This is a genomic window from Sphingobacterium lumbrici (genome assembly GCF_006476045.1).
Lineage (GTDB): Bacteria > Bacteroidota > Bacteroidia > Sphingobacteriales > Sphingobacteriaceae > Sphingobacterium > Sphingobacterium lumbrici.
The window spans coordinates 102,001-125,214 of the sequence record NZ_SRZY01000023.1; the positions used below are offsets into that span (position 1 = coordinate 102,001).

Sequence of the window (23,214 nt, forward strand, 5' to 3'; positions counted from 1 at the left end):
TTCTGAACTATCAAATCTTATTCCAAAGTGTTCCTTCCTTGCTATCTTTTAGTTGAATACCGATAGCGGTCAGCTCTTCACGAATACGATCTGAGGTCGTAAAATCCTTATTTTTCTTTGCTTCATTACGTAACTTAATGATCACATTCATTAGATTGTCAACACTTTCTCCATCTCCCCCTAACGGATCATCCTGCAATCCCATAATATCACAAACGAAATGCTGCATCAATTCTTTTATATCAGCCAACGTCTTTTCATCTACTTGTTGTTTACCGTCATACACTGAATTGATTACCCTTACCATTTCAAAAAGTTCGGCAATAAGGATTGGGCTGTTAAAATCATCATCCATGGCGGCATAGCAATTTGCTTTAATACTTCCTATATTGTGTTGAATTGAAGAATTAGCGGAAGGAGTAATCTTATCCAGAAGACTAATAGCAGCCATTAAGCGTTTATATCCTTTGTCTGCAGCATCCAGTGCTTCATTGGAAAAATCGAGCGTACTTCTATAATGTGCCTGCAACATAAAGAACCGAACCGCCATAGGTGAATAGCCTCTTTGCAACAAAGCGTGATTACCCGTAAACAATTCATGTGGCAAAAAACCATTACCTGCAGACTTGGACATACGTGCGCCATTCACCGTTAACATATTGGTGTGCATCCAATATTTAGCCGGATCGGTATGATTACAGGCTTGAGACTGTGCAATCTCGTTGGTATGATGCGTAGCCGCAAGATCCATACCTCCTCCGTGTATATCAAATTGATCACCCAAATACTTACGGCTCATTGCCGAACATTCGATATGCCACCCTGGAAATCCGATACTCCATGGCGAAGGCCAACGCATGATATGTTCAGGTTTCGCTTTGATCCAGAGTGCAAAATCCAATCGTCCTTTCTTTTCATCCTGACCACCAAGCTCTCTGGTATTGTTCAATAAATCTTCCAGATTTCTGTTGGTCAAAATCGTATAATTATATTCTTTGATGTATTTTTCTACATCAAAATATACTGTACCATTCGTCTCATAAGCATAGCCGTTATCTATGATCTGTTTAATCATCTCAATCTGTTCGGATATATGCCCCGTCGCTGTGGGCTCTATGCTTGGTGGAATGGTATTGAATAAACGCAGTACATCATGAAAGCCCATTGTATACTTCTGAACAATTTCCATTGGTTCCAATTGTTCCAACTTCGCTTTCTTCGCAAATTTATCATCACCTTCATCATTATCTCCTTCTAAGTGCCCCGCATCTGTGATATTACGTACGTAGCGCACTTTATAACCGAGATGCAACAAATAGCGAAATATTAAATCGAATGATACAAATGTTCTACAATTCCCCAAATGCACATCGCTATAAACTGTAGGACCACATACATACATTCCGACCATATTCGGATGAATGGGTTCAAATTTTTCTTTCTTACGCGTAAGGGTATTGTATAAAACTAAATTGTGCTGCATAACATGATACTGCTTTAATCTATTTTTGTCTAAAAAACACTTGAATTGGAACCCCTGAGAAATCAAAGTTTTCCCGTAATTTATTTTCGACAAAACGTTTGTAAGGATCCTTGATATACTGTGGTAGGTTACAGAAAAAGGCAAACATAGGTGACCTTCCCGGAATCTGGGTTATATATTTTACTTTGATATATTTACCTTTTGTAGCCGGAGGAGGATAATTTTCAATAATATCCAACATCACTTCATTCAACTTTGAGGTAGGAATTTTCTTCGTTTTATTTTTGTAGACATCCATAATCGTCTCTACGGCCTTGAAAATACGCTGCTTTTCGGTTACCGATGTAAACAAAATCGGCACATCATTAAAAGGTGCTATTTTCTCGCGGATACGTGCTTCGAATTCCTTCGCTGTTTTGTGGTCTTTCTCCACCATATCCCATTTATTCACGAGGATAACGACACCTTTTTTATTCTTTTCTGCTAAATGGAAAATATTTATATCCTGCGCTTCCAATCCGTCATTTGCATCGATCATCAGCACCACGACATCAGAGTCTTCAATCGCCTTAATCGTCCGCATGACCGAATAAAATTCTATATTTTCGGTCACTTTTGTCTTCCGACGAAGTCCCGCAGTATCAATTAAAAGGAATTCATTTCCAAATTGGTTATAATGTATCCGTATAGCATCCCGTGTAGTACCGGCGATAGGAGTCACGATATTACGATCTTTACCTAGCAATGCGTTTGTTAAAGAGGATTTGCCGACATTGGGTCTACCTGCAATAGTAATTTTAGGTAATGTACTCTCTTCTTCTTCCAGCACTTCGAAATGCGAGACCACCTCATCCAACAATTCTCCTGTACCCGATCCGGTAGCCGAAGAGATGTTAAAGATTTCACCTAATCCGAACGCGTAAAACTCTGCCGAAGCATGGTGTAGTTTTGCATGGTCTACTTTATTGGCAACAACATATACCGGCTTTTTACTACGGCGAAGAATATTTGCAATGTCATCATCCAAGTCTGTGATACCTGTAGTGACATCTACCATAAAAAGGATCACTGAGGCTTCTTCAATTGCAATGTGAACCTGCTCACGAATAGCAGCTTCAAATATATCATCCGATCCGTGAACAAAACCACCGGTATCGATTACTGTAAATCTTTTCCCGATCCACTCGGCCTCTCCGTAATGTCTATCGCGTGTGACACCACTAAAATCGTCAACGATCGCTTTACGACTTTCGGTCAATCTATTATACAGGGTGGATTTACCTACATTCGGACGCCCAACAATTGCAACTATATTTGCCATATTTAATGTATATTAAAACGTTACCTCACGGCAACTCTAAATTATGCTTTTTTTACAAGGTTACAAAGTTACGGATAAATAAGAGATTTACGATTATTTATTCGTAAAGAACAAAAGCTCCGACCTATAAAGATCGAAGCTTCGTTTTAGTAGCGGGGATTGGACTCGAACCAATGGCCTTCGGGTTATGAGCCCGACGAGCTACCAACTGCTCCACCCCGCAATGTATTTTTAATTTCTTCGAGCTAAGCTTTCACTTAGCTCTTTTGTAGCGGGAACCAGACTCGAACTGATGACCTTCGGGTTATGAGCCCGACGAGCTACCAACTGCTCCATCCCGCAATGTATTTTTAATTTCTTCGAGCTAAGCATTGCCTTAGCTCTTTAGTAGCGGGGATTGGACTCGAACCAATGACCTTCGGGTTATGAGCCCGACGAGCTACCAACTGCTCCACCCCGCAATATATTTTATATATTAAATGCGTTCTTTTGGTCAAAACGCAAGATATTGCTCTCCTTAATTGGAGTACAAAGATATTATTTGTTTCTTTGTAATCCAAATAAAGATTGAAAAATGTCACATAAAGCAGGATTCGTAAGTATTATAGGTAAGCCAAATGCTGGCAAATCTACCCTAATGAACTCATTAGTAGGGGAAAAGATGTCTATCATCACACCAAAAGCCCAAACCACCCGTCACCGGATTATTGGGATTGTCAATGATGAAAATCATCAAATTGTATTTTCTGATACACCTGGTGTGATTAAACCCAACTATTCGTTACAAGAATCGATGATGAATTTTGTACAGGGGTCTTTGATCGATGCCGATATTATTCTCTTTGTGACAGATATACACGAAAAATATGATGAGAATGATGTGATCGAAAAACTGCAAAAAACTGCTTCACCTGTTGCCGTTTTAATCAATAAAATAGACAAATCCTCGGAAGAGGAAGTCATGTCCAAAATAGAATTCTGGAAAGATAAATTAAATCCACACGCTATTTTTGCAATTTCGGCTTTATTGGATCACGGGGTTAACGGCATTATGGCGTATATTAAGGAAAATCTTCCCGAGCACGCCCCCTATTACGAAAAGGATGAATTGACAGACAAATCAATGCGTTTCTTCGTTTCAGAAATGATCCGCGAGAAGGTATTCAAACTTTACGACAAAGAAATCCCATATAGCACAGAAGTGATTGTAACCTCCTACAAAGAGGAAGCTAATATTACACGGATAGCAGCCGAAATTATTGTAGAACGTGATTCCCAAAAAAATATCATTATTGGAAAAGCAGGCGCAATGATAAAAAAGGTGGGCACGTATGCGCGTCAGGATATCGAAGAATTCATCGGCAAAAAAGTCTTTCTTGAATTATTTGTGAAAGTGATTCCTGATTGGAGATCCAAGAAAAATTATTTAAAAAGTTTCGGTTACGATGATTAAAAACAAGGCGGTTTAAAGAGATTAAATGTTACATTTTTTGTCATCCTGATGGCAGGAAGGATCTAAAACTGTATTATTATCAAATGTTTAGATTCTTCGGTAAGCCTCAGAATGACAAATTATTCAATTTCGTCTTGCTTTTCGAACTGTCCCTTTAGCTCTCCAAAAAGTATGTCCGAAGCGCCGTTAATTGCTTTTGATTCAGCACCTTTTTTAGCTCTTCGTCCGATTGTTCCTTTATTCGTTTCACGGATTTAAACTGTTTCAGCAGACGCTCTACGGTGGTCTTCCCAATGCCGGGAATATTATCCAATTCCGAGACAAATGTTTTACGGCTTCGCTGATTTCGGTGAAAAGTGATTCCAAATCGATGTGCCTCATCACGAAGATGTTGAATAATACGAAGTGTCTCCGATTTTTTATCCAGATAAAGCGGATACTGATCTCCGGGGTAAAACAGCTCTTCCAGTCTTTTGGCAATACCTATTACGGTCGCTTGTTTTTCGATCCCCAGCAAGCGTAAGCTTTTCAAGGCTGCGCTCAGTTGTCCCTTTCCGCCGTCTATTATGATTAATTGAGGCAGTGGCTGCTCTTCATCTAAAACACGCTTATATCTTCTATATACGGCCTCTTCCATAGTCGCAAAATCATTCGGCCCCTCAACAGTCTTCACATTAAAATGCCGGTAATCCTTTTTGGAAGGTTTTGCGTCTTTGAACACCACAATCGCCGAGACGGGGAAATTACCCTGGATATTGGAGTTATCAAAACACTCGATATGGCGGGGGAGCACATTTAGCCTTAAATCTTTCTGCATCTGAAGAAGGATACGTTCTGTTTTTAATTCGGGATTCAGCCGTTCGTACTGTGTCAACCTTTCCTTTTTAAAATAAGCGACATTCTTCAGAGAAAGCTCCAAAAGCTTAAATTTATCACCCACTTTGGGAACCGTAAATTTTATATATTCAGGGACACTCTCAATCTCCAGATCAAAAGGCACAATGATTTCCCGCGATACACTCTTAAAACGGCTACGTATTTCCGGGATAGCTAAGGTTAGCAGTTCTACATCGCTTTCATCCAGGCGTTTCTTCATTTCCAGGGTCTGCGTCTGGATGACAACACCATTCATTACTTTCAGGAAATTCACAAAAGCATAACTTTCATCCGAGGCTATGCTAAATACATCCACATTGGAGATAGAAGAACTCACTACCGTAGATTTGCTTTGGTAATTACCTAGCTTATCCAATTTAGCTTTGAGGCTGTGTGCAACTTCAAACTTTAATTCGGCAATCGCATCGTTAAGCTGAGTCTTCAAACGATTCGTCACCACCGAGATTTTACCATTCAGGATATCCTTTATATCGCTTAGATTCTGATTATAGTCTTCCTCCTCCTGAAACCCTTCACATGGCCCTTTACAGTTGCCGATCTGATATTCCAGACAGACCTTATACTTGCCCTTTGCAATATTCTGAGGTGCCAAATTAAGATTACATGTGCGCAAAGGAAACAACTCCCTTATGGTATCCAGCACAATGTGCATCATACCGACAGAAGCATACGGTCCAAAATACCGGGAACCATCTTTGATATATTTGCGTGTCCAATAAATTCGGGGAAAATGTTCATTTTTGATCACGATCCAGGGATAGGTCTTGTCATCTTTCAACATGACATTATACCGGGGCTTATGCTTCTTGATCAGATTATTCTCCAGAAGCCAGGCATCGATTTCCGTGTCTACGATCGTAAATGCAATACGTTGAATTTTCCGTACAAGGACACGGGTCTTCGAATTGAGTTGCTTGTCATTGACAAAATAAGAACCCACACGGTTTCGTAGATCTTTGGCTTTACCCACATAGATCAACTCACCGCCTTTATCAAAATATTGGTATACCCCCGGTTTATGGGGTATTCTTTTTAATTCTTCTTTGTAATCGAATTCACTCATTGCCTCTGTTCTCTACACTCTTCCGATAGGTATTTCATCAACGTTGCAGGCAGGCTTCAAGACAACAAAAATGCTAACTTAACGATAGGGAGTATTGCATTAAAATCCTAGTCGATCGTCATCCAACGGAGGATCTTCGGTAATACCATCGAACTTAGAATATTTACTACAGTCCATTTCTCTCGTCATTCCACCCGGAGGTAATGCGAAGTCTTCTTTTGAATATTTTAAGTCTTTATCGCCATACACCCTCTTCATAAATAAACCGAAAACCGGAAGTGCAGCAGCTGCCCCCTGGCCGTATTGCATATTACTGAAACTAATACCCCGGTCCTCTGCACCTGTCCATACACCAGCAACCAGTTCCGGCGTGATACCAATAAACCAGGCATCAGAATTATCATTTGTCGTCCCTGTTTTTCCACCCATCGGATAGGTCAGTCCACCATATTCTTTACGACGAAGACGACTACCGGTACCGCCGTCGACCACACTCTTTAAAATATCGACCATAATATAAGCGGACTCGCCATTCAGGGCTTTCACAACTTTTGGTGCCTTCTCATAAATAGATGTACCGTTCTTATCTTCGACCCTTAGAATCATCGTTGGTTCGATCCAGGTTCCATGGTTTACAAAAGCCGAGTAAGCTCCTACCATATCAAAAACAGATGCTTCATAAGCTCCCAAAGCTATGGAAGGATAACTGGGCACATTCGACGTAATTCCCATCCTTTTTGTCAGGGCTGCGACACTCGAAGCACTCACCTCGTTAATTACGTATGCGGAAGCAAAGTTTTGAGAATACTTCAATGCATTCTTCAATGTAATGGGATCACCACCTTGAACCGTTCCGCGAGGCGTCCAATTACCATAAGTTCTTTGATGATTGGGTACAGTAAAACATGGGGAGTAGCCATTATCAATTGCGACCGCATAGGTGAATGGTTTCGCAGTAGAGCCTACCTGCCGCGTTCCTAACTTCACTTGATCGTATTTGAAATGCTCGAAATTAATCCCTCCTACCCAGGCTTTGATATGTCCTGTCTGAGGTTCCATAGCCATCATCGCATTGCGTAACAACAGTTTATTGTACTTTATCGAATCCATTGGCGTCATTACGGTATCAATATTCCCTTTCCATGTAAACAAGGTCATACGCTCTTTTGTATGGAAAGCTTTTTTGATTTCCTCTTCAGATAACCCGTCACTCTTTAACATGCGGTAACGATCCGAACGTTTCATACCCGTCTCTAGCAATTTTACATTTTCGCCTGCAAATGCATCTCTCCGCTTCCATTGCTTATCAAATTCATTTTGCAGCGTTTGCATCCATTCCTTTTGCGCATCCTCTGCATATTGCTGCATGCTATAGTTGATCGGCGTATATATTCGTAATCCATCTTTATCCAAATCATAGGGACTCCCATCCGGCTTGGTAATAGAAAGCCGTTGAAACTCTCTCTTTATTTCTTCTTTTAATACAGCCCTGAAATACGGAGCCAAGCCTTCACCGTAATTTGAAATCCGCAATTTCAATCCCAACGGCTTTTCTTTAGCTGTAGCCAGTTCTTCACTCGACAAGAAATTTTCATCGTGCATATTGATCAATACCTGATTACGGCGAAGCAACGATCTCTCCGGAAACCTAATTGGCGAATACCGGAATGTGCCCTTCAACATGGCTACCAATACGGCAGCCTGATCGAGTGTAAGTTGATCGGGAGTTGTATCAAAATACGTACGTGCTGCCGATTTAATACCGTAGGTATTATACGCGCCAAAATCGACCGTATTGAAATACATCATAATGATCTCTTCCTTCGTATAATTACGTTCCAGCCGTACAGCAGTAATCCATTCTTGAAACTTTTGCATCACCCGCTTCACCTTATTTTGCTCTCTCCTTTCCGAAAAAAGGTTAAGTGCCAGTTGCTGTGTAATGGTACTCCCTCCTTGCTTATTGCCAAACAACGTGTAAAATATGGCCGTTATCGTTCTAGAATAATCAATTCCCGAATGGCTATAGAAACGTTTATCTTCAGTAGCAATCAACGCATTGACCAAATGAGGAGATAATTCACTGTATTTTACATTAGACCGATTGTGAACATAGTATGTGCCCAACACCTTGTGATCATCCGTCAGTATTTCCGAAGCTAAATTACTTCTAGGATTCTCCAAATCTTCAAAGGAAGGCAGTTGACCAAAAAACCCCATACGCACACTGGCTAAAAACAAGACCGCACAAACAACAATTCCGATGAGGAATTTCCAAAAGTTGCGTGTATAACGGGAAATATCTTCTTGCGTTAATTTATTCTTTTTAGACTCTCTCTTCATTTTAATATGATAGCTGTAAACTACTGTTCACTATAATTTTGATGATAATTCTTAATCTGTACCCCATCCGTTAACGAAGGAAACATATCTTTTGTAATGACAAAAGTATTGTAAATTTCTACAGGTATCTTCATAATTTCATGCATCATTGGTAAAATCTTTGATTCGTACGCTTTTACTTCGTCAAAGGTATTGAACGGCCCGATAAATATAAGTTGATTCTCCCCATTTACAATTTTTAGTTGGTGATTGATAGCCAACTGCGCATAACGAGTTCTATTAAACTGTCCTATTCCGTACCTGCTCGGCGCCATGTTTAATTTTGCATCCATTACATTAACGGTAAAATAATAGGTAGCTGTATCCGGGAAAAGTTTTTTGTCTCTGTAATCATTTGGCCCAAGGTCAATATTTACCTGCCCCACTGGCCTATTGATTTGACCAATCGGCACAGTAGTATTGACCTGTGTGCTTGCGTTAATTTTCCCATCTGTGATCACACCAGACAGCCCCGCTAACGTGCGTTCCTCTTTGACCGCTACTTCAGCTTTTGCAATTACCGCGTCCTTCTTTTCCTCTTTTACCGCCACACTTCCATTACTCACAGCCTGTTCGATTACAGGTTCTACTTTAGCAATTTTAATTTCTTCCTTTGGTTTCGGCTTTTCCTGTACAATTGCCGTACCAGTTCTATAGTCTCCATCGATACCTAAACTTGGCCATGCCGTCATGTGAGGTTCGTCTATAAACGCTATTCTACTTTTATCGATATCCTGCAACGCATTTACGCGGTTGGTAAAATAATTCGGATACTGTGCTATAAAGGTCAAATTATCCTTTGCTAAAGGCACGACTAAACTGTCTGTAGGATACTTTGCAATAATATCGTTCAACGCATCTGTAAAATCTTCTACTCGACCTACTCGACCTACAGCTAAAGCACGTATATATTCCACTTGAGCAACTAAACCCGTATTTTCAAAACGTTCTTTCAAGTCTTTGTCTGCCTCGGTAATAACAGCTGCATGATCACCATTTGCATAGAGGATGAACAGCTTTTCGAATACACGATCCAGAATATTTTTATCCCTTTTTATTTTATCCATGTAAGATGGATCAAGTGCGACCTGCGCATGCAAACTTTTGGGGTATAATGCAATCAGACGAGTTTTGTAATCCAATGACTTAGCTTGGTCTAACCCATCATACATACGGTATAAGGAATAGTATATTTCTGCACCAGCTTCCGTATTTGGGTATCTTCTCAAAAATTCATCATATACTTTGATGGCATCCATGTTGTCTTTGGTGTAATCCCTGTATATGTTCCCGATCACAATCAGGTTATCGTGTACCTTTTTATGGCTTGCTTCGTACGCCGCTGTCTCTATTGGAATTTCACTGCGGTATCTGGACTTTACAGATGACACAAAAAGCGCTTCATCCAATTCGGTGTCTTCATTTTTCACAATGTCAGTGCCCAAGGGGCTATTTTGGGTCAGATTAACCGCGGCAGAATTATCTGCTTCATAACGCCAATTATCTTTCAGTTGTCTATTGCCCCAGCGTCGTCTAAAGGACGACTGGCCCAAAACCAATTCATCCTGATTATTAAAATAAAATGTTTTGTCAGAATTTGTAGCTAATGAATTCGTTGGCGCACTAAACGCCATCAGCGACGTGTTTATATTCTGTGTAGTATTTTTTCGGCTTTTAGATTTCGCTTTTGCCAGTGTGACTTTTTCTATTTCCAGTTTCTTTGCCCGTAACGCGACATCAGCATATTCCTCTAGCACACTTTCTAAATCTGTTTCAGGCAGCGCAGCTAACTGTAGTAAGGTATCTTGCCATGCAATTTCGGTATACAGTCTGGTTATTTCGGACATGTAACCCAACTTTCGACGGATCTTGTTTACGTCGGTATAATCTGTAGGTAAAACCATCGCTACAGAATCGTAATATAATTGGGCTAAATGATATTTACTCCCTTTAAAATAATGGTCACCCAATTTCAAGTAAGTCTCAGTAGTCTGGTAATTATTCCTTTTCGGTTCGCTTAATGATTTATTGTATGACACCAGCGCTTCCTCTATTTTACCATCTGCGTAATAGATGTCTCCAATTTGAAATAAAATCTGATCTTGATATCCATCATTTTTACCTTCACGAAGCATTCTTTTCAATGGCTTTATACGATCTTCTATTGATGAAGATCTATTTCCTTTCAAAAATGCTGTTTGCAGGGATGCTTCGAATGCCATTTCATAGGGCACATTACTTCTTGAAATCCGCTGAAAATATTGAAGAGCATGCTCGGATTGACCATTATCACGGTATAACTGTGCGAGCACAAACATCCATCTCCTCTTATTACTCAGATTACTATTCGATTCTAAGGCGTACTCTAAATACGGAATCGCTTCAAGCTCCTCCCCACTGCGCATCAGGTAATTTGCTTTGGCAGCATTGACGAAGGTGCGCACATCCTTTTCTTCGCTCAAGGTTGCAAACGCAGAATCTACCATTAACTTCGCTTGTTCTTCTTTACCTATTTGAAGCAAGGCTCGGGATTTCCATGCGTATGCCAAAGGCACGAAATCCACCTGTTCACCAGAATTACGGATAAGATGATTAAAAAACTCCAAAGCCGCATAGTAAGATCCTTTGTAATAATTGGCCTTCCCAATAATAAAATATGCATCGTTGATGTATCTGCTGTCCTGCTTCGTGTTTACAACTTTATAAGCCTTTTGAATCAGGGAATCCATCAGAATATGTGAGTCACCTTGAGCAGTAGGTTCGTCGAAAACTGTCTGACGGATTTGATAGTTATGCGTCTTGATATTTGCTATTACATCCCGTTCTTTTTCCAACATCAGATTCGCATGGTACAGAATATTATATTTTGATGTAACGTTCTGCATAAAATTATACTGTGCCGTGGTATCATTTCCGGCATCTACTTTTTGAAAAGCAGTATTGCTTCTTTTAACACTCTTACATCCCACCACAAAAGCAGTGACACTAATCGCAAGGGACAACAGAAAACATGTCTTTTTCAACCAGTAAATCTTTTTCAGATTAAGCATTCTTTAATTTCAAAACTTAAATAACTTCCAACACGTACCTATCCATTAAATGCAAACTTAGATAAACTTGAGATGCCATGCAAGTTCTTAGCAATATATTAACATCTGATTTACGCCCCCTTCCATCACTGAAAGACAAGCTTATAGAAAAAAAAACAGCAACAATTGTAACAGGATGATATGTTAAAAAAAACTAAATTTTATTATCATAGACTTTTTATACATTTACGCTCTGTAATGAAAAACAAAACATCAGCCGGTCTTTTTTTTATTTTTGTCACCGTAGTAATTGATACGATTGGTTTGGGTATAATCATCCCTGTAATGCCCAAGCTTATTCAGGAACTTATCCATAGCGACATTAGCGAAGCATCACAGTACGGAGGCTGGCTTGTTTTTGCGTATGCATTTACCCAGTTTTTTTTTGCTTCGGTTCTCGGTAGCCTAAGCGATCGCTTTGGAAGACGCCCCGTATTATTAATTTCCCTCTTCGGCTTTTGCATTAATTATCTTTTGATGGGCTTTGCTCCGTCTATTTTCTGGCTTTTTATAGGTCGCTTAATTGCGGGCGTAACCGGAGCAAGTCATACAGTTGCTGCAGCCTATATAGCAGACATCAGCACGCCACAAAATAAGGCACAAAATTTCGGGTTACTAGGCGCTGCATTCGGCGTAGGTTTCATTATAGGGCCGGTGTTAGGGGGATTGCTAGGACATTACGGCGCTCGCGTACCTTTTTTTGCAGCTGCCCTATTAAGCTTTCTTAATTTTATTTACGGTTATTTTATCGTTCCCGAATCGCTGAAACCCGAATTAAGAAGAGCGTTCAATTGGAAGTTAGCAAATCCCGTTGGCACCTTTGTCCACATCAATAAATATCCTATCATCCTGCCGTTAATCGTATGTATTTTTCTGATTAATATGGCTGCTCATTCCGTGCAAAGCACGTGGTCATATTATACGATGGAAAAGTTTCATTGGAACGAACGAATGGTCGGTATATCTCTCGGATTTATCGGTATCTTATTGATGATTGTTCAGGCGGGTTTAATTCGGCTCATATTACCTAAAATCGGCCTCCGATGGGCTATCGTTTTAGGAATCTTATTGTATACGATATCTCTTCCACTTTATGGACTCTCCACGGAAACCTGGATGCTTTTTGCTATCAGTATTCCTTATGTGTTAGCCGGAATTGCAGGACCATCTCTTCAAAGTTATGTTTCCAACCTGGTACCACAGAATGAGCAAGGGCAGATCCAAGGAGGGATAACTTGTGTTATCAGTCTAACAGCTATCATTGGTCCGTTGATAATGACAAGCTTATTTTCACATTTTTCCCGTAAAGGAACTCCAATTTATTTCCCTGGAACTCCATTTTTTGTAGCAGGCATATTAGCCTTGATCGCTTTGATTATCGCCATTCGTTATTTTAAACGTACCAAAGAGAATTAATCCTTCTGAATCAAACAGACCGCATACGCCACCACGCCTTCTTCCCTTCCAATAAAACCCATCGTCTCGTTTGTAGTAGCCTTAATAGAAATATCGTCTATATCCAAGCCAGTAGATGCTGCAAGTTTCTTTTTCATTTCAGAGATATATGGCTTTATTTTAGGAGCTTCCAAACATAGCATTGCATCGATGTTTCCTATTCTCCATCCTTTATCACCTATCAATCGAACGCACTCTTCTAATAACACGAGACTGCTGATACCTTTCCATTCAGGATCCGTATTTGGAAAATGATAACCAATATCCTCCAGGTTGGCTGCGCCTAAAATAGCATCGCAAATAGCGTGAACTAACACATCCGCATCGGAGTGGCCAAATGCCCCAGAATGATGATCAAGCTGAACTCCGCCTACGAAAAATGGATGCCCTTCCTTCATTTGATGAACATCAAATCCAAAACCTACTTTTATTTTCATCTCAATGATTTGTTCGTTAAAGGTGATGAAGTCCTGCCTACCGCAGGCAGGTATCAGGTTTATCACCCATATTTGTTTATTATATATTTAAGAGCTTGCCAGCTCGGCTTACCCATCCTACTGCGTGGTTTGAATAAACCATGATGGTTTCATAAAAGCGAAATTAAGACTTATTTGTCACAGTAGAAAAAACTCGTTCACGGCCATCAAAAAGGACATTCTTAAATTTTAACATTTTTTAAGGCTTTTTAAAAGGTAAAATACTAAGATAAAGTCTCTTTATAATAGTTGATATTAAATTATTTATTAATTTTGGCTTTACGCAATGTAATATTGATCATTTTATGCATTATATCAAAATCGCTATAACCTCATTATTACTGATGGCTTCTACGTCATTAGTGGTAACATCTTGTAAAAGCAGTAGAAGCAATGTTTCTGACAAAACCGGTGTGCGATACAATGACCCTTATAATGGCGGCTTACAAATCAATCGCAAAATAAAGGAATCCCCTGGACCTGGATTAATAGGTATAGAAGGAGGTACATTCGTAATGGGGGGCAGTTTAAATGAAGATCTCGGCTATTCTCATGATAATCTGAGAAGACGGGTAACGGTAGCTTCATTTTATATCGATGAAACGGAGGTTTCAAATGCCGACTGGCTCGAATATTTGCATTGGATTGCTCAAAATTACCCTGAAGACGGAAAGTTGTATTATGATGCCCTACCCGATTCATTAGTATGGAGAAACCCTTTATCATACAATGAACCGTACGTTAATTTTTATTTGCGCCACCCATCCTTTCAGGATTACCCTGTAGTCGGCGTGACTTGGGATCAAGCTAACGCTTACTGCTTGTGGAGAACGGATCGCGTAAATGAACACATACTTCGCCAAAGCGGTGCCTTGGTAGATTACAAAACGTTAAGTGAACAACAAAATCGAGAAGGTCAGGGATTTAATACCGACATCTATTTGAATGGGCAGATTCAAGGAGATGGTATAGACGGCAAGAAGATGCCTAGAGACACTAAAATCGGTGCAGCAAAAGATGCTAAACGCATTGTACGCATGGAAGACGGGATTCTTAAACAACCCTATCGACTGCCTACGGAAGCAGAATGGGAATATGCAGCGTTGGGTTTGATCGGCAATACCGTAGAAGGTAATATTGAGAATAGCAAAACGTACCCATGGAACGGCTTGGGTGTACGCTCAGGAAGCCGTAAAAATCAGGGCCGTATGATGGCCAACTTCAAAATTACCAGCGGTAATAACATGGGAGTTGCCGGAAATTTAAATGACGGTGGTGATGTAACGGTTTCTGTTAAAAGCTATGCCCCTAACGATTTCGGATTGTATAATATGGCAGGCAACGTAAATGAATGGGTAAGCGATGTGTATCGCCAACTTTCCTACGAAGATTTCGAAGATTTTAATCCATTCCGTGGCCACGTATTCATGGATAATGAATATGAAAACGCAGAAACCAGAACACTAGCAAAAGATAAGTATGGCCGTCCAATTAAGGTCCCTTCGAAATCAGCGAGAAAACAAACTTGGGAAGAATTGCAGGCCGCTATAGCAGGAGATCCATCAACTGCTACCTACGACTACGATGTAAGAGGTTTCAAAGATGAAGAACTCAAGGAATTGTATGGTAAGACTACCTTGGTTAACGACAAATCTCGCGTTTACAAGGGTGGATCCTGGAACGACAGAGCGTATTGGTTAAATCCTGCAACACGTCGTTTTATGCAACAGGATGAATCCAATGCCATGACCGGATTCCGTTGTGCAATGACAATGGTAGGTAATGTATATGGAGCTTCTTCTGCATCTACAGGTAAAAGAAGGTCTACACCATAAGACATATTAAAATAACAACAAAAAGGGCTTTGACATTATAGTATGTCAAAGCCCTTTTTTCTATATATAGTTAGAGGTTGTATTTTGTTTTTAATAAAGGAACTTATTTTTTAATCAGTTCCTTTAAAACCCCATTTCTAAAGAAATTTGTTTGCCCCAAAAGAAGAAAGAAAATCTAGGATAGGAAACCGACAAACTGCAGTCGGTTAGTTATTAAAACAGCTGTCTACCGATAGATAGACAGCTGTTTTGGTAAAATATTATAGTATTCTTTCGAGATCAGAAGACACCTTAATTAGAAAGGCAAATCATCGTCATCTGCACCCGAAGATGTAATATCCACTGGTGCCGGCATTTCAGCAAATCCTGGAGCCGAAGCAGCAGTACCTGTATTAGCCAATTTTGTTACACGCCAAGCGACTAATGAGTTGAAGTACGTTGTTATTCCATCTTTATTTGTCCACGGACGGCCACGAAGATTGAAAGAAACTTCAATTTCGTCTCCAATAGCTAAATTATCAAAGATGTTTACCCTATCTTGTGTTGATTCAAAGCGAATGTATTCTACAAACTGTGGATTTTCTGCGTAAGCAACGATTAAATCTCTCTTTTTGAAAGATTCTGTAACTTGTTGTATCGCACCTATTTCGTGCACTTTTCCTCTAATTTCCATAATCAAAAATATTAAACGATAAAATTACACATTTTTTGCGTTTTAGATTAGTTAACTTTGTAGAAATATGACAGAAGTTTTCAACACCCCGAGTAAAGTTATCATAACGTGTAACAAAAGGCTTTCGCCTTACTTACAAGAAGAAGTCAAAAGTTTAGGCTTCGAAATCAAGCGTGCATTTAATACAGGCGTAGAATTATTCCTTTCGGTAAATGACTGCATCAAATTGAACCTCAACCTAAGAACGGCAAGTCAGGTTTTATATGAATTAAAGTCTTTCAGGGCTAATGACCCAAAAGAACTTTATGACAATTTAGTAAAAATAGCATGGGAAGACATTATACCTTTTGATAGTTATTTTTCGGTGACTTCAAATGTTCATAATGAGACTATCACGACACCATTATTTGCGAATGTCAAAGTAAAAGATGCTATTGTCGACCGCATAAAAGATAAAAAAGGCGTGCGTCCGGATTCCGGGCCTGACTATCATAAATGTGTGATCCATCTGCACTGGATGGAAGAACGCGCAGAAATATTTCTGGATACCTCAGGTGAAACATTAGCAAAACATGGTTACCGGAAACATCCCGGAAAGGCACCGATGCTTGAAGCACTGGCTACTTCTACTATCATGGCAACACAATGGGACGGCAAATCGCCCTTTATAAATCCGATGTGCGGATCGGGTACCCTGGCTATTGAAGCCGCTTTATTAGCGCAAAAGAGAATGCCGGGCTTGCAGCGCATGAATTACTCGTTCATGCATTTCATCGGATATGATGAAGAAGTGTTTTTTGAAGAACGAAGAAAGATAAAAGACATTGCCGATAAAACTATTTTGCCTCAGATTGTCGCATCAGATATTTCCGATCAAGCGATTGAAATTGCTAAAATGAATGCCCGTACCGCGGGAGTTGAACACTTAATCACATTTGAAGTCTGCGATTTTGCAGATACAACAATCCCGCAAGAAGGGGGTGTTATTATGTTCAATCCTGAATATGGTGAACGCCTAGGTACACATTCCAAATTAGAAATCACCTATAAAAGAATCGGAGATTTCTTAAAGCAGGAATGTAAAGGATATCGGGGATATGTATTTACCGGGAATCCAGAATTAGCGAAAAAGATCGGATTGAAAGCATCCCGAAGATTTGAATTTTTTAACGGAAAATTAGATTGTCGGTTATTGCAATACGAATTGTACGACGGTTCAAAAGATAATTAATCCATGCTGCCTCAGGAATTCATCGACAAAACAGCCTCTTTTGTCCAAGACCGGCTAAAAGATGCTGAATCAGGACATGATTGGTGGCACATTCAACGTGTATGGAATAATACAAAGTTGATACTGCAAACAGAAGAAGCAGATGCGCTGGTGTGCGAACTTACTGCGCTATTGCACGATATCGCAGACAGCAAATTCCACAATGGGGACGAAACCATCGGTCCACGTATAGCGGGTGATTTTTTAACCTCTATAGGCGTCCATCCTTCCATTGTTGAACATGTACAACAGATTATTTTAAACATGTCTTTTAAGGCTTCATTGGGTGAAGTCAACTTTCACAGTAAGGAGTTGGAGGTGGTACAAGATGCCGATCGATTGGACGCTATTGGTGCGATTGGTATCGCGAGAGCGTTCAGTTATGGCGGATACAAAAACAGGGAGATCCACAATCCGAACATTCCATTTGTAGAAAAACAAAGCAAACAAGCTTATAAAAATACGACCGCTCCTACTATAAACCATTTTTACGAAAAACTGTTGTTATTAAAAGATAAGATGAATACGGATACCGCCAAGCAAATCGCATTGACGCGTCACGAATTCATGGAACAGTTTCTAGATCAATTTTACGGTGAGTGGAATGGGGAAAGATAAAAAGTAATAAAAAAATAAGACAAAATCTAAGAATAATTATACGTAACAAACAGAAAGTAATGAATAAAAAAATCGCTCAATTACTCGCCCTAGGTGCAATCTCCTTACCGCTATTTTTGGGTTGTGAAACCATGAGCCAAATTGCAAACACCATCCCAAATACAACTGCAGGAGCTACTTCTCCCTCAACAACAGGTGCGGTTACACAGACCGAAGCAGTCACAGGGATCAAACAGGCATTGGGCAACGGATTGAGTAATAGCATCAATGCGCTATCCATCAAAGATGGTTTTTTGGGTAATGCAGCAGTAAAAATCTTGATGCCTGCAGAAGCACGGCAAATAGAGAAAACTTTACGTTCTGTAGGAATGGGATCACTGGTCGACAACTTTATTACCAGCTTAAATAGAGCTGCTGAATCGGCCGTAAAAGAAGCTGCTCCTGTATTCGTCAATTCGCTGTCTCAAATGACGGTAACCGATGCATTTAGTATCTTACTAGGTACACAGCAGGATGCAGCAACAATCTTTTTCAAGAGAACAACTTCTGCCACACTGACTTCTAAATTTAGCCCGATTGTTGAATCTGCATTAGGTAAAAATAATGTAAGCAGTTATTGGACACAGTTAACATCAGCGTACAATAATCTTCCCCTTACTTCCAATAAAGTAACCACAGACCTAAATGTATATGTTACCCAAAAAGCGATAGACGGATTATTTGTAAAAGTCGCCGAAGAAGAACTAAAAATCAGGCAAAATATAGGCGGAGCCCGCAATACCGGTGTCCTGCAAAAAGTATTCGGATGGGTCGATAGGCAAAACTAGCTGACATAGACATTAAGCTTTTACAATTTGCATAACCTCAATTGCTAAGACGGACATTTTAAAATCATGAAGAAACTCAATTTATTAGCCCTACTCTTATTAACCCTTACACTTAGCTCCTGCAAAATTGGACGTTTTATCGTCTATAACTTTGCGGATATCAACGACCACAAAAAATTCCCATCCCGTACTATCAGTCGTGGAGACAGCGCCTTTCATTTTGCTGTTGCAACGGAAGGACACTACCCCAAAAAGATAGATTATAGAGAGCAAAGTCACGACTTTGATACTTTTCTAGCAGAACATGAATCTGTCGCTTTCATGATTATTCGTAATGACAGCATTAAATACGAAAACTACTTCAGGGGCTATGATCAGTCGTCCGTAGTTCCTTCTTTTTCTATGGCGAAGTCGGTGACTTCGATATTGATCGGTTGTGCTTTAGAAGACGGCCTTATTGGATCTGTCGACGACCCCATCACTAAATATATTCCCGAACTTTCCAAAAATGGATTCAACGAGGTCACCATCGAGCACTTATTGCAGATGACTTCCGGCTTGAAATTTAATGAAGGATATTACAACCCATTTGGCGAGATAGCTACCTTTTACTATGGAATTAATCTACGCAAAGTGATCAAAAAGCTAAAACTAAAAGATACGCCCGGCAACAAATTTGAATACGTAAGTGGCAATTCGCAGTTACTTGGACTGGTATTGGAACGCGCACTTGCTAATAAAACAGTTAGTCAGTATTTAGAAGAAAAAATCTGGCGTCCGTTGGGAATGGAATACGATACAAGTTGGAGTCTGGATCGCAAGAAAAAGGGTCTGGAGAAAACATTTTGCTGTCTCAATGCCGTGGCGCGGGATTATGCAAAAATTGGACGGCTGTACCTCCACGAAGGCAATTGGAATGGCAAACAGATCGTGCCCACAAACTGGGTAAAAGTTTCAACAAAAATAGACACTACTGCCGGTAGCAGCTGGCACTACCAATACCAATGGTGGCTACCCACAAAGAATGGTGATTTCATGGCACAGGGCATCCTTGGGCAATATATTTATGTCAATCCGGATAAGAACCTCGTAATAGTACGTCTAGGACGGAAAGTCGCTGATGTGAATTGGGCAAAGGTATTTACAGCGATTGCTGAAGGATATTAGACATCAACGCTTCCTCATACTACGCATGATCCGGTAATATCGGAAAAGGAGTTGATCATACCATAACGTAAAAAGTAGCAACCCGGCCGGAATAAAAAGTGTAGACAAGGCAATATGCTGATGACAAAATCCCCCCAATATACCGCCTACAAAAAAACAACTGATAATCGCTAACTTGAGTTGGATGCTTTTGTATAGCTGCTTCTGCTTGGTACCATCGCTTCTCAAGACAAGTCTTGACAGCTCGATTCCAAGATCGGTAAACAGTCCTGTAAGATGGGTCGTGCGTACGACTGACTGCGACACCTTCGTCACCAGTGCATTCTGCAACCCCATGGCAAATAACAACATACAGGCAAGCGAAGTGAATGACAACAAGACACCACTAATTTCCATATTCCCTAATATGCCTACCGCAACTAAGAGTACGATTTCTAAAGAGACAGGCGCTACATAGCTCACGTGTGGGTTCAGTTGGGATGTCTTCTCCATGAGCAAGCCGGAAAGAAAAGCTCCAAAAAGAAACCACAGTACATACAGGAGATATACCCACGCGTTGGTATAACTTCTTAAAAACAGTTCTTCGGCAAAGAATGCGAAGTGACCTGTTAGATTTGTCGTCAACGTTTGAAAAGCTAGCACCCCCGTTATATTGACCATACCGGCCACCGCCGATAAAAGAGATGCTAAGCGAAGGTTATGGGAAAACGTACGTCCTTTCCCGATATGTCTGAACATGCTAAAATGTACATGAATTTAAACTAAGACTAAAGGTAGCTAATAATTGAGATAATACTACCATTAGGTGGAAGATATATTGCGAACGACTATGAATTTTCACTAATGGACAGTGATAGTACATTTGAATCCACACTCCCCTGCTGAAGATATCTCATCGCATTATTCTTCGGACACCTATGATAACAATAGTCGTCGACCAAGGTAAATCTTATAAAAAAACAGCACCGATTTGCTTAAAAACATCTTCATGACACGATTATGTATTGCTTTGCTTAAATTTGTATTTTGACAGCATCAAATGATTACAAAAGAACAAGTATTACACGCCCTTAGTCACGTTGAAGAACCCGATCTTAAGAAAGATCTGGTGACTCTTCACATGATCCAAAATATTGAAATATTTCCCAACAAAATCAAGTTTGACGTTGTACTAACTACGCCCGCTTGTCCGATGAAAGGCCATATTGAACATGCATGTCGCAATGCGATAGCCTTATTTGTCGATAAAAGCCTGGAAGTAGAGATCAACATGACTTCCAAGGTGATGGGTGTCGACGCCAATCAACTGTCCGGAATTAAAAATATTATATTAGTTTCCTCCGGAAAAGGCGGGGTAGGCAAATCTACGGTGGCCTCTAATTTAGCACTAGCATTAGCGGAAAAAGGAGCTAAAACGGGCTTATTAGATGCGGATATTTACGGCCCGTCCCTACCGATTATGTTTGGCTTGGAAGGTGCAAAACCACAATCGGCAGTAGCAGCAGATGGAAAAACGAAAATATTACCCATTGAGAAATTTGGGCTAAAACTCTTGTCTATCGGTTTCTTTACAGACCCGAATCAACCCATTCCATGGCGCGGACCAATGGCTACTTCCGCAATTAAACAACTGTTTAATGATTCGGATTGGGGTGAATTGGATTACTTGATCGTAGATATGCCTCCCGGCACTGGTGATATTCATATCACGGTATCGCAGTCCTACCCTATCTCGGGAGCAGTTATCGTTACTACGCCGCAGCATGTGGCTTTAGCAGATGCTATCAAAGGTATGGCCATGTATCAAATGGAAGGGATTAATGTTCCTATCTTAGGCATTGTAGAGAATATGTCTTACTTTACACCTGCCGAATTGCCAGAAAACAAGTATTATATTTTTGGAAAAGACGGTGGTAAACATCTCGCAGAAAAAAACAATGTACCGTTCTTAGGTGAGATCCCACTTGTGAAATCTGTTGCTGATGCCGGAGATAATGGTTTTCCGATATTATTGGATGCAGATGATGCGGTAGCACAATACTTTTTGGACATTGCCGGACGAGTAGCGCAGGAGGTGAGTATATTGGCGAATAGGTAAACTGGTATGAAGAAGTTTCTGTGTGGAATAACCGTACTACTATTTATAAGTGTTTGCTATGGACAGCAGATTAGCCACCGCGAGATGAAAAATGGCGATTTGATTTTTGTCGGAGCAGAAGAGGAAAATCTTTCCGGTGCCATTAATAGGGTTACACAACGCTCTAAGGATATTGCCTTCGACCATGTAGCTCTTTTGGAGATCGATAACGACTCTTTATTTGTATTACACGCTTCCGGAAAAAAAGGAACAGCGCGGGAAAATTTTTGGGATTTTGTACGAAATCAGAAAAAAGACAGCCAACGGCTTGCTGTCTTTCGTGTAACAGAAGAATATGCAACAGCTATTCCTCTAGCTATTCAGCAGGCAAAGAAGCTCCTGGGTAAGCCCTATAATTACACTTATGTTTTAAATGATAGTAGTCTCTACTGCTCCGATTACATCGAACGGATTTTTCGAACGAATAACGTTTTTACTTTGCAGCCGATGACCTTTGTAAATCCGGAAACAGGTGTGACAGATGAATACTGGAAAACGTTTTATGAGAAACAGGGAATGGAAATACCGGAGGGTAAATTGGGCTGTAACCCGAATGGATTAGCGCAATCTCCTAATGTTTCTTTTATCGGAAATATTAATCTGACGACCAGCAAGACACGATCACACAAAATATCCTGCAGGAAAGATGTATTTCCAACTTAAAAAAACAAAATTTGTCGGTCTGGCCAACCGAGACCATCTAATCTACAAGTACAATTTGCATACATTTTATGCTAAAGACTGAAAAAAGGTTAATCATACAATAAACCTATAAAAACCGCTTTTATTTCGTATTGATAACGACAAAGATATTCGGCACTTTTTTGATAGTATCTTCTTCTGGTTTTCTCTGGTTTTTCTTCTGACCAACAGGCGGGTATCTTCGCCCGGTATATTAGTTTTTCCTTACTGTTACCTTAGTATTATCTTAGGCCTATCCACGAAAAGGTAAGGCAGCCCTAAGACAAAGGTAAGGCAGGGGTAACGCACCCGCCCAATACAGGCCGAAGAACGTCCGAAGAAAGGGAGAAGAAAGTCCCTAGGAACGGGGGCTGGCAGCAAGTCGCC

At 40.2% G+C, this 23,214-nt stretch carries 17 protein-coding genes and 3 tRNA genes; 9 read left to right on the forward strand and 11 right to left on the reverse strand.

What is annotated here, in order from left to right; genetic code table 11:
• Positions 1-10: 10 nt before the first annotated feature.
• The 5 genes from cysS to E4F24_RS05860 all read right to left on the reverse strand — a co-directional run bounded on the left by cysS (position 11) and on the right by E4F24_RS05860 (position 3,265).
• Positions 11-1,483, reverse strand: a complete 1,473-nt coding sequence (gene cysS, locus E4F24_RS05840) for a cysteine--tRNA ligase (RefSeq protein WP_140937728.1) — start codon at positions 1,481-1,483, stop codon at positions 11-13.
• Positions 1,484-1,502: 19 nt separating this feature from the next.
• Entirely contained in the window at positions 1,503-2,804 is a 1,302-nt protein-coding gene (gene der, locus E4F24_RS05845; protein WP_140937729.1) for a ribosome biogenesis GTPase Der, read from the reverse strand.
• A 150-nt stretch (positions 2,805-2,954) separates the two neighbouring features.
• Positions 2,955-3,027, reverse strand: a tRNA-Met gene (locus E4F24_RS05850).
• Positions 3,028-3,073: 46 nt separating this feature from the next.
• Positions 3,074-3,146 (reverse strand) — tRNA-Met (locus tag E4F24_RS05855).
• 46 nt (positions 3,147-3,192) lie between these two features.
• Positions 3,193-3,265, reverse strand: a tRNA-Met gene (locus E4F24_RS05860).
• Positions 3,266-3,378: 113 nt separating this feature from the next.
• Here E4F24_RS05860 and era point away from each other — a divergent pair.
• Positions 3,379-4,257, forward strand: a complete 879-nt coding sequence (gene era / locus E4F24_RS05865) for a GTPase Era (protein WP_140937730.1) — start codon at positions 3,379-3,381, stop codon at positions 4,255-4,257.
• A gap of 154 nt (positions 4,258-4,411) precedes the next feature.
• On the opposite strand, the gene uvrC is transcribed toward era, so the two are convergent.
• The 3 genes from uvrC to porW all read right to left on the reverse strand — a co-directional run bounded on the left by uvrC (position 4,412) and on the right by porW (position 11,622).
• Positions 4,412-6,217, reverse strand: a complete 1,806-nt coding sequence (uvrC, locus tag E4F24_RS05870; RefSeq protein WP_140937731.1) for an excinuclease ABC subunit UvrC — start codon at positions 6,215-6,217, stop codon at positions 4,412-4,414.
• A 99-nt stretch (positions 6,218-6,316) separates the two neighbouring features.
• Positions 6,317-8,560, reverse strand: coding sequence for a transglycosylase domain-containing protein (locus tag E4F24_RS05875; RefSeq protein ID WP_140937732.1), 2,244 nt, complete (start codon positions 8,558-8,560; stop codon positions 6,317-6,319).
• A gap of 20 nt (positions 8,561-8,580) precedes the next feature.
• Complete coding sequence (porW, locus tag E4F24_RS05880) at positions 8,581-11,622, reverse strand: type IX secretion system periplasmic lipoprotein PorW/SprE (protein WP_235891160.1); 3,042 nt, start codon at positions 11,620-11,622, stop codon at positions 8,581-8,583.
• Positions 11,623-11,886: 264 nt separating this feature from the next.
• Here porW and E4F24_RS05885 point away from each other — a divergent pair, with 264 nt between their 5' ends.
• Positions 11,887-13,104 carry a TCR/Tet family MFS transporter gene (locus tag E4F24_RS05885; protein ID WP_140937734.1) on the forward strand — a complete coding sequence of 406 codons (1,218 nt, stop codon included), beginning with the start codon at positions 11,887-11,889 and terminating at the stop codon, positions 13,102-13,104.
• Here E4F24_RS05885 and ispF read toward each other — a convergent pair.
• Positions 13,101-13,580, reverse strand: a complete 480-nt coding sequence (gene ispF, locus E4F24_RS05890; RefSeq protein ID WP_140938110.1) for a 2-C-methyl-D-erythritol 2,4-cyclodiphosphate synthase — start codon at positions 13,578-13,580, stop codon at positions 13,101-13,103. The genes E4F24_RS05885 and ispF overlap by 4 nt on opposite strands.
• Positions 13,581-13,924: 344 nt before the next feature.
• Here ispF and E4F24_RS05895 point away from each other — a divergent pair, with 344 nt between their 5' ends.
• Entirely contained in the window at positions 13,925-15,454 is a 1,530-nt protein-coding gene (locus tag E4F24_RS05895) for an SUMF1/EgtB/PvdO family nonheme iron enzyme (protein WP_140937735.1), read from the forward strand.
• A gap of 295 nt (positions 15,455-15,749) precedes the next feature.
• Here E4F24_RS05895 and E4F24_RS05900 read toward each other — a convergent pair whose 3' ends face one another.
• On the reverse strand, positions 15,750-16,127 hold the full coding sequence (locus E4F24_RS05900) for a DUF3127 domain-containing protein (RefSeq protein WP_140937736.1): 378 nt from the start codon (positions 16,125-16,127) through the stop codon (positions 15,750-15,752).
• A gap of 67 nt (positions 16,128-16,194) precedes the next feature.
• On the opposite strand from E4F24_RS05900, the gene E4F24_RS05905 reads away from it, so the two are divergent.
• The 4 genes from E4F24_RS05905 (at position 16,195) to E4F24_RS05920 (ending at position 20,009) form a co-directional block, all read left to right on the forward strand.
• Positions 16,195-17,358: a THUMP domain-containing class I SAM-dependent RNA methyltransferase gene (locus E4F24_RS05905; protein WP_140937737.1), complete on the forward strand. Its 1,164-nt coding sequence runs from the start codon at positions 16,195-16,197 to the stop codon at positions 17,356-17,358.
• A gap of 3 nt (positions 17,359-17,361) precedes the next feature.
• A complete protein-coding gene (locus E4F24_RS05910; RefSeq protein ID WP_140937738.1) occupies positions 17,362-18,015 on the forward strand; it encodes an HD domain-containing protein in 654 nt (217 codons plus the stop codon).
• 59 nt (positions 18,016-18,074) lie between these two features.
• On the forward strand, positions 18,075-18,842 hold the full coding sequence (locus E4F24_RS05915) for a DUF4197 domain-containing protein (protein ID WP_140937739.1): 768 nt from the start codon (positions 18,075-18,077) through the stop codon (positions 18,840-18,842).
• A gap of 66 nt (positions 18,843-18,908) precedes the next feature.
• Positions 18,909-20,009 carry a serine hydrolase domain-containing protein gene (locus E4F24_RS05920; RefSeq protein ID WP_140937740.1) on the forward strand — a complete coding sequence of 367 codons (1,101 nt, stop codon included), beginning with the start codon at positions 18,909-18,911 and terminating at the stop codon, positions 20,007-20,009.
• Positions 20,010-20,012: 3 nt separating this feature from the next.
• Here E4F24_RS05920 and E4F24_RS05925 read toward each other — a convergent pair whose 3' ends face one another.
• Positions 20,013-20,747, reverse strand: a complete 735-nt coding sequence (locus E4F24_RS05925) for a YoaK family protein (RefSeq protein ID WP_140937741.1) — start codon at positions 20,745-20,747, stop codon at positions 20,013-20,015.
• A gap of 301 nt (positions 20,748-21,048) precedes the next feature.
• On the opposite strand from E4F24_RS05925, the gene E4F24_RS05930 reads away from it, so the two are divergent.
• Both E4F24_RS05930 and E4F24_RS05935 read left to right on the forward strand, forming a co-directional pair.
• Positions 21,049-22,107 (forward strand): Mrp/NBP35 family ATP-binding protein, encoded by a 1,059-nt coding sequence (locus E4F24_RS05930; RefSeq protein ID WP_140937742.1) that lies wholly within the window; start codon positions 21,049-21,051, stop codon positions 22,105-22,107.
• Positions 22,108-22,113: 6 nt separating this feature from the next.
• Positions 22,114-22,809 (forward strand): YiiX/YebB-like N1pC/P60 family cysteine hydrolase, encoded by a 696-nt coding sequence (locus E4F24_RS05935; protein WP_140937743.1) that lies wholly within the window; start codon positions 22,114-22,116, stop codon positions 22,807-22,809.
• Positions 22,810-23,214: the final 405 nt, after the last annotated feature.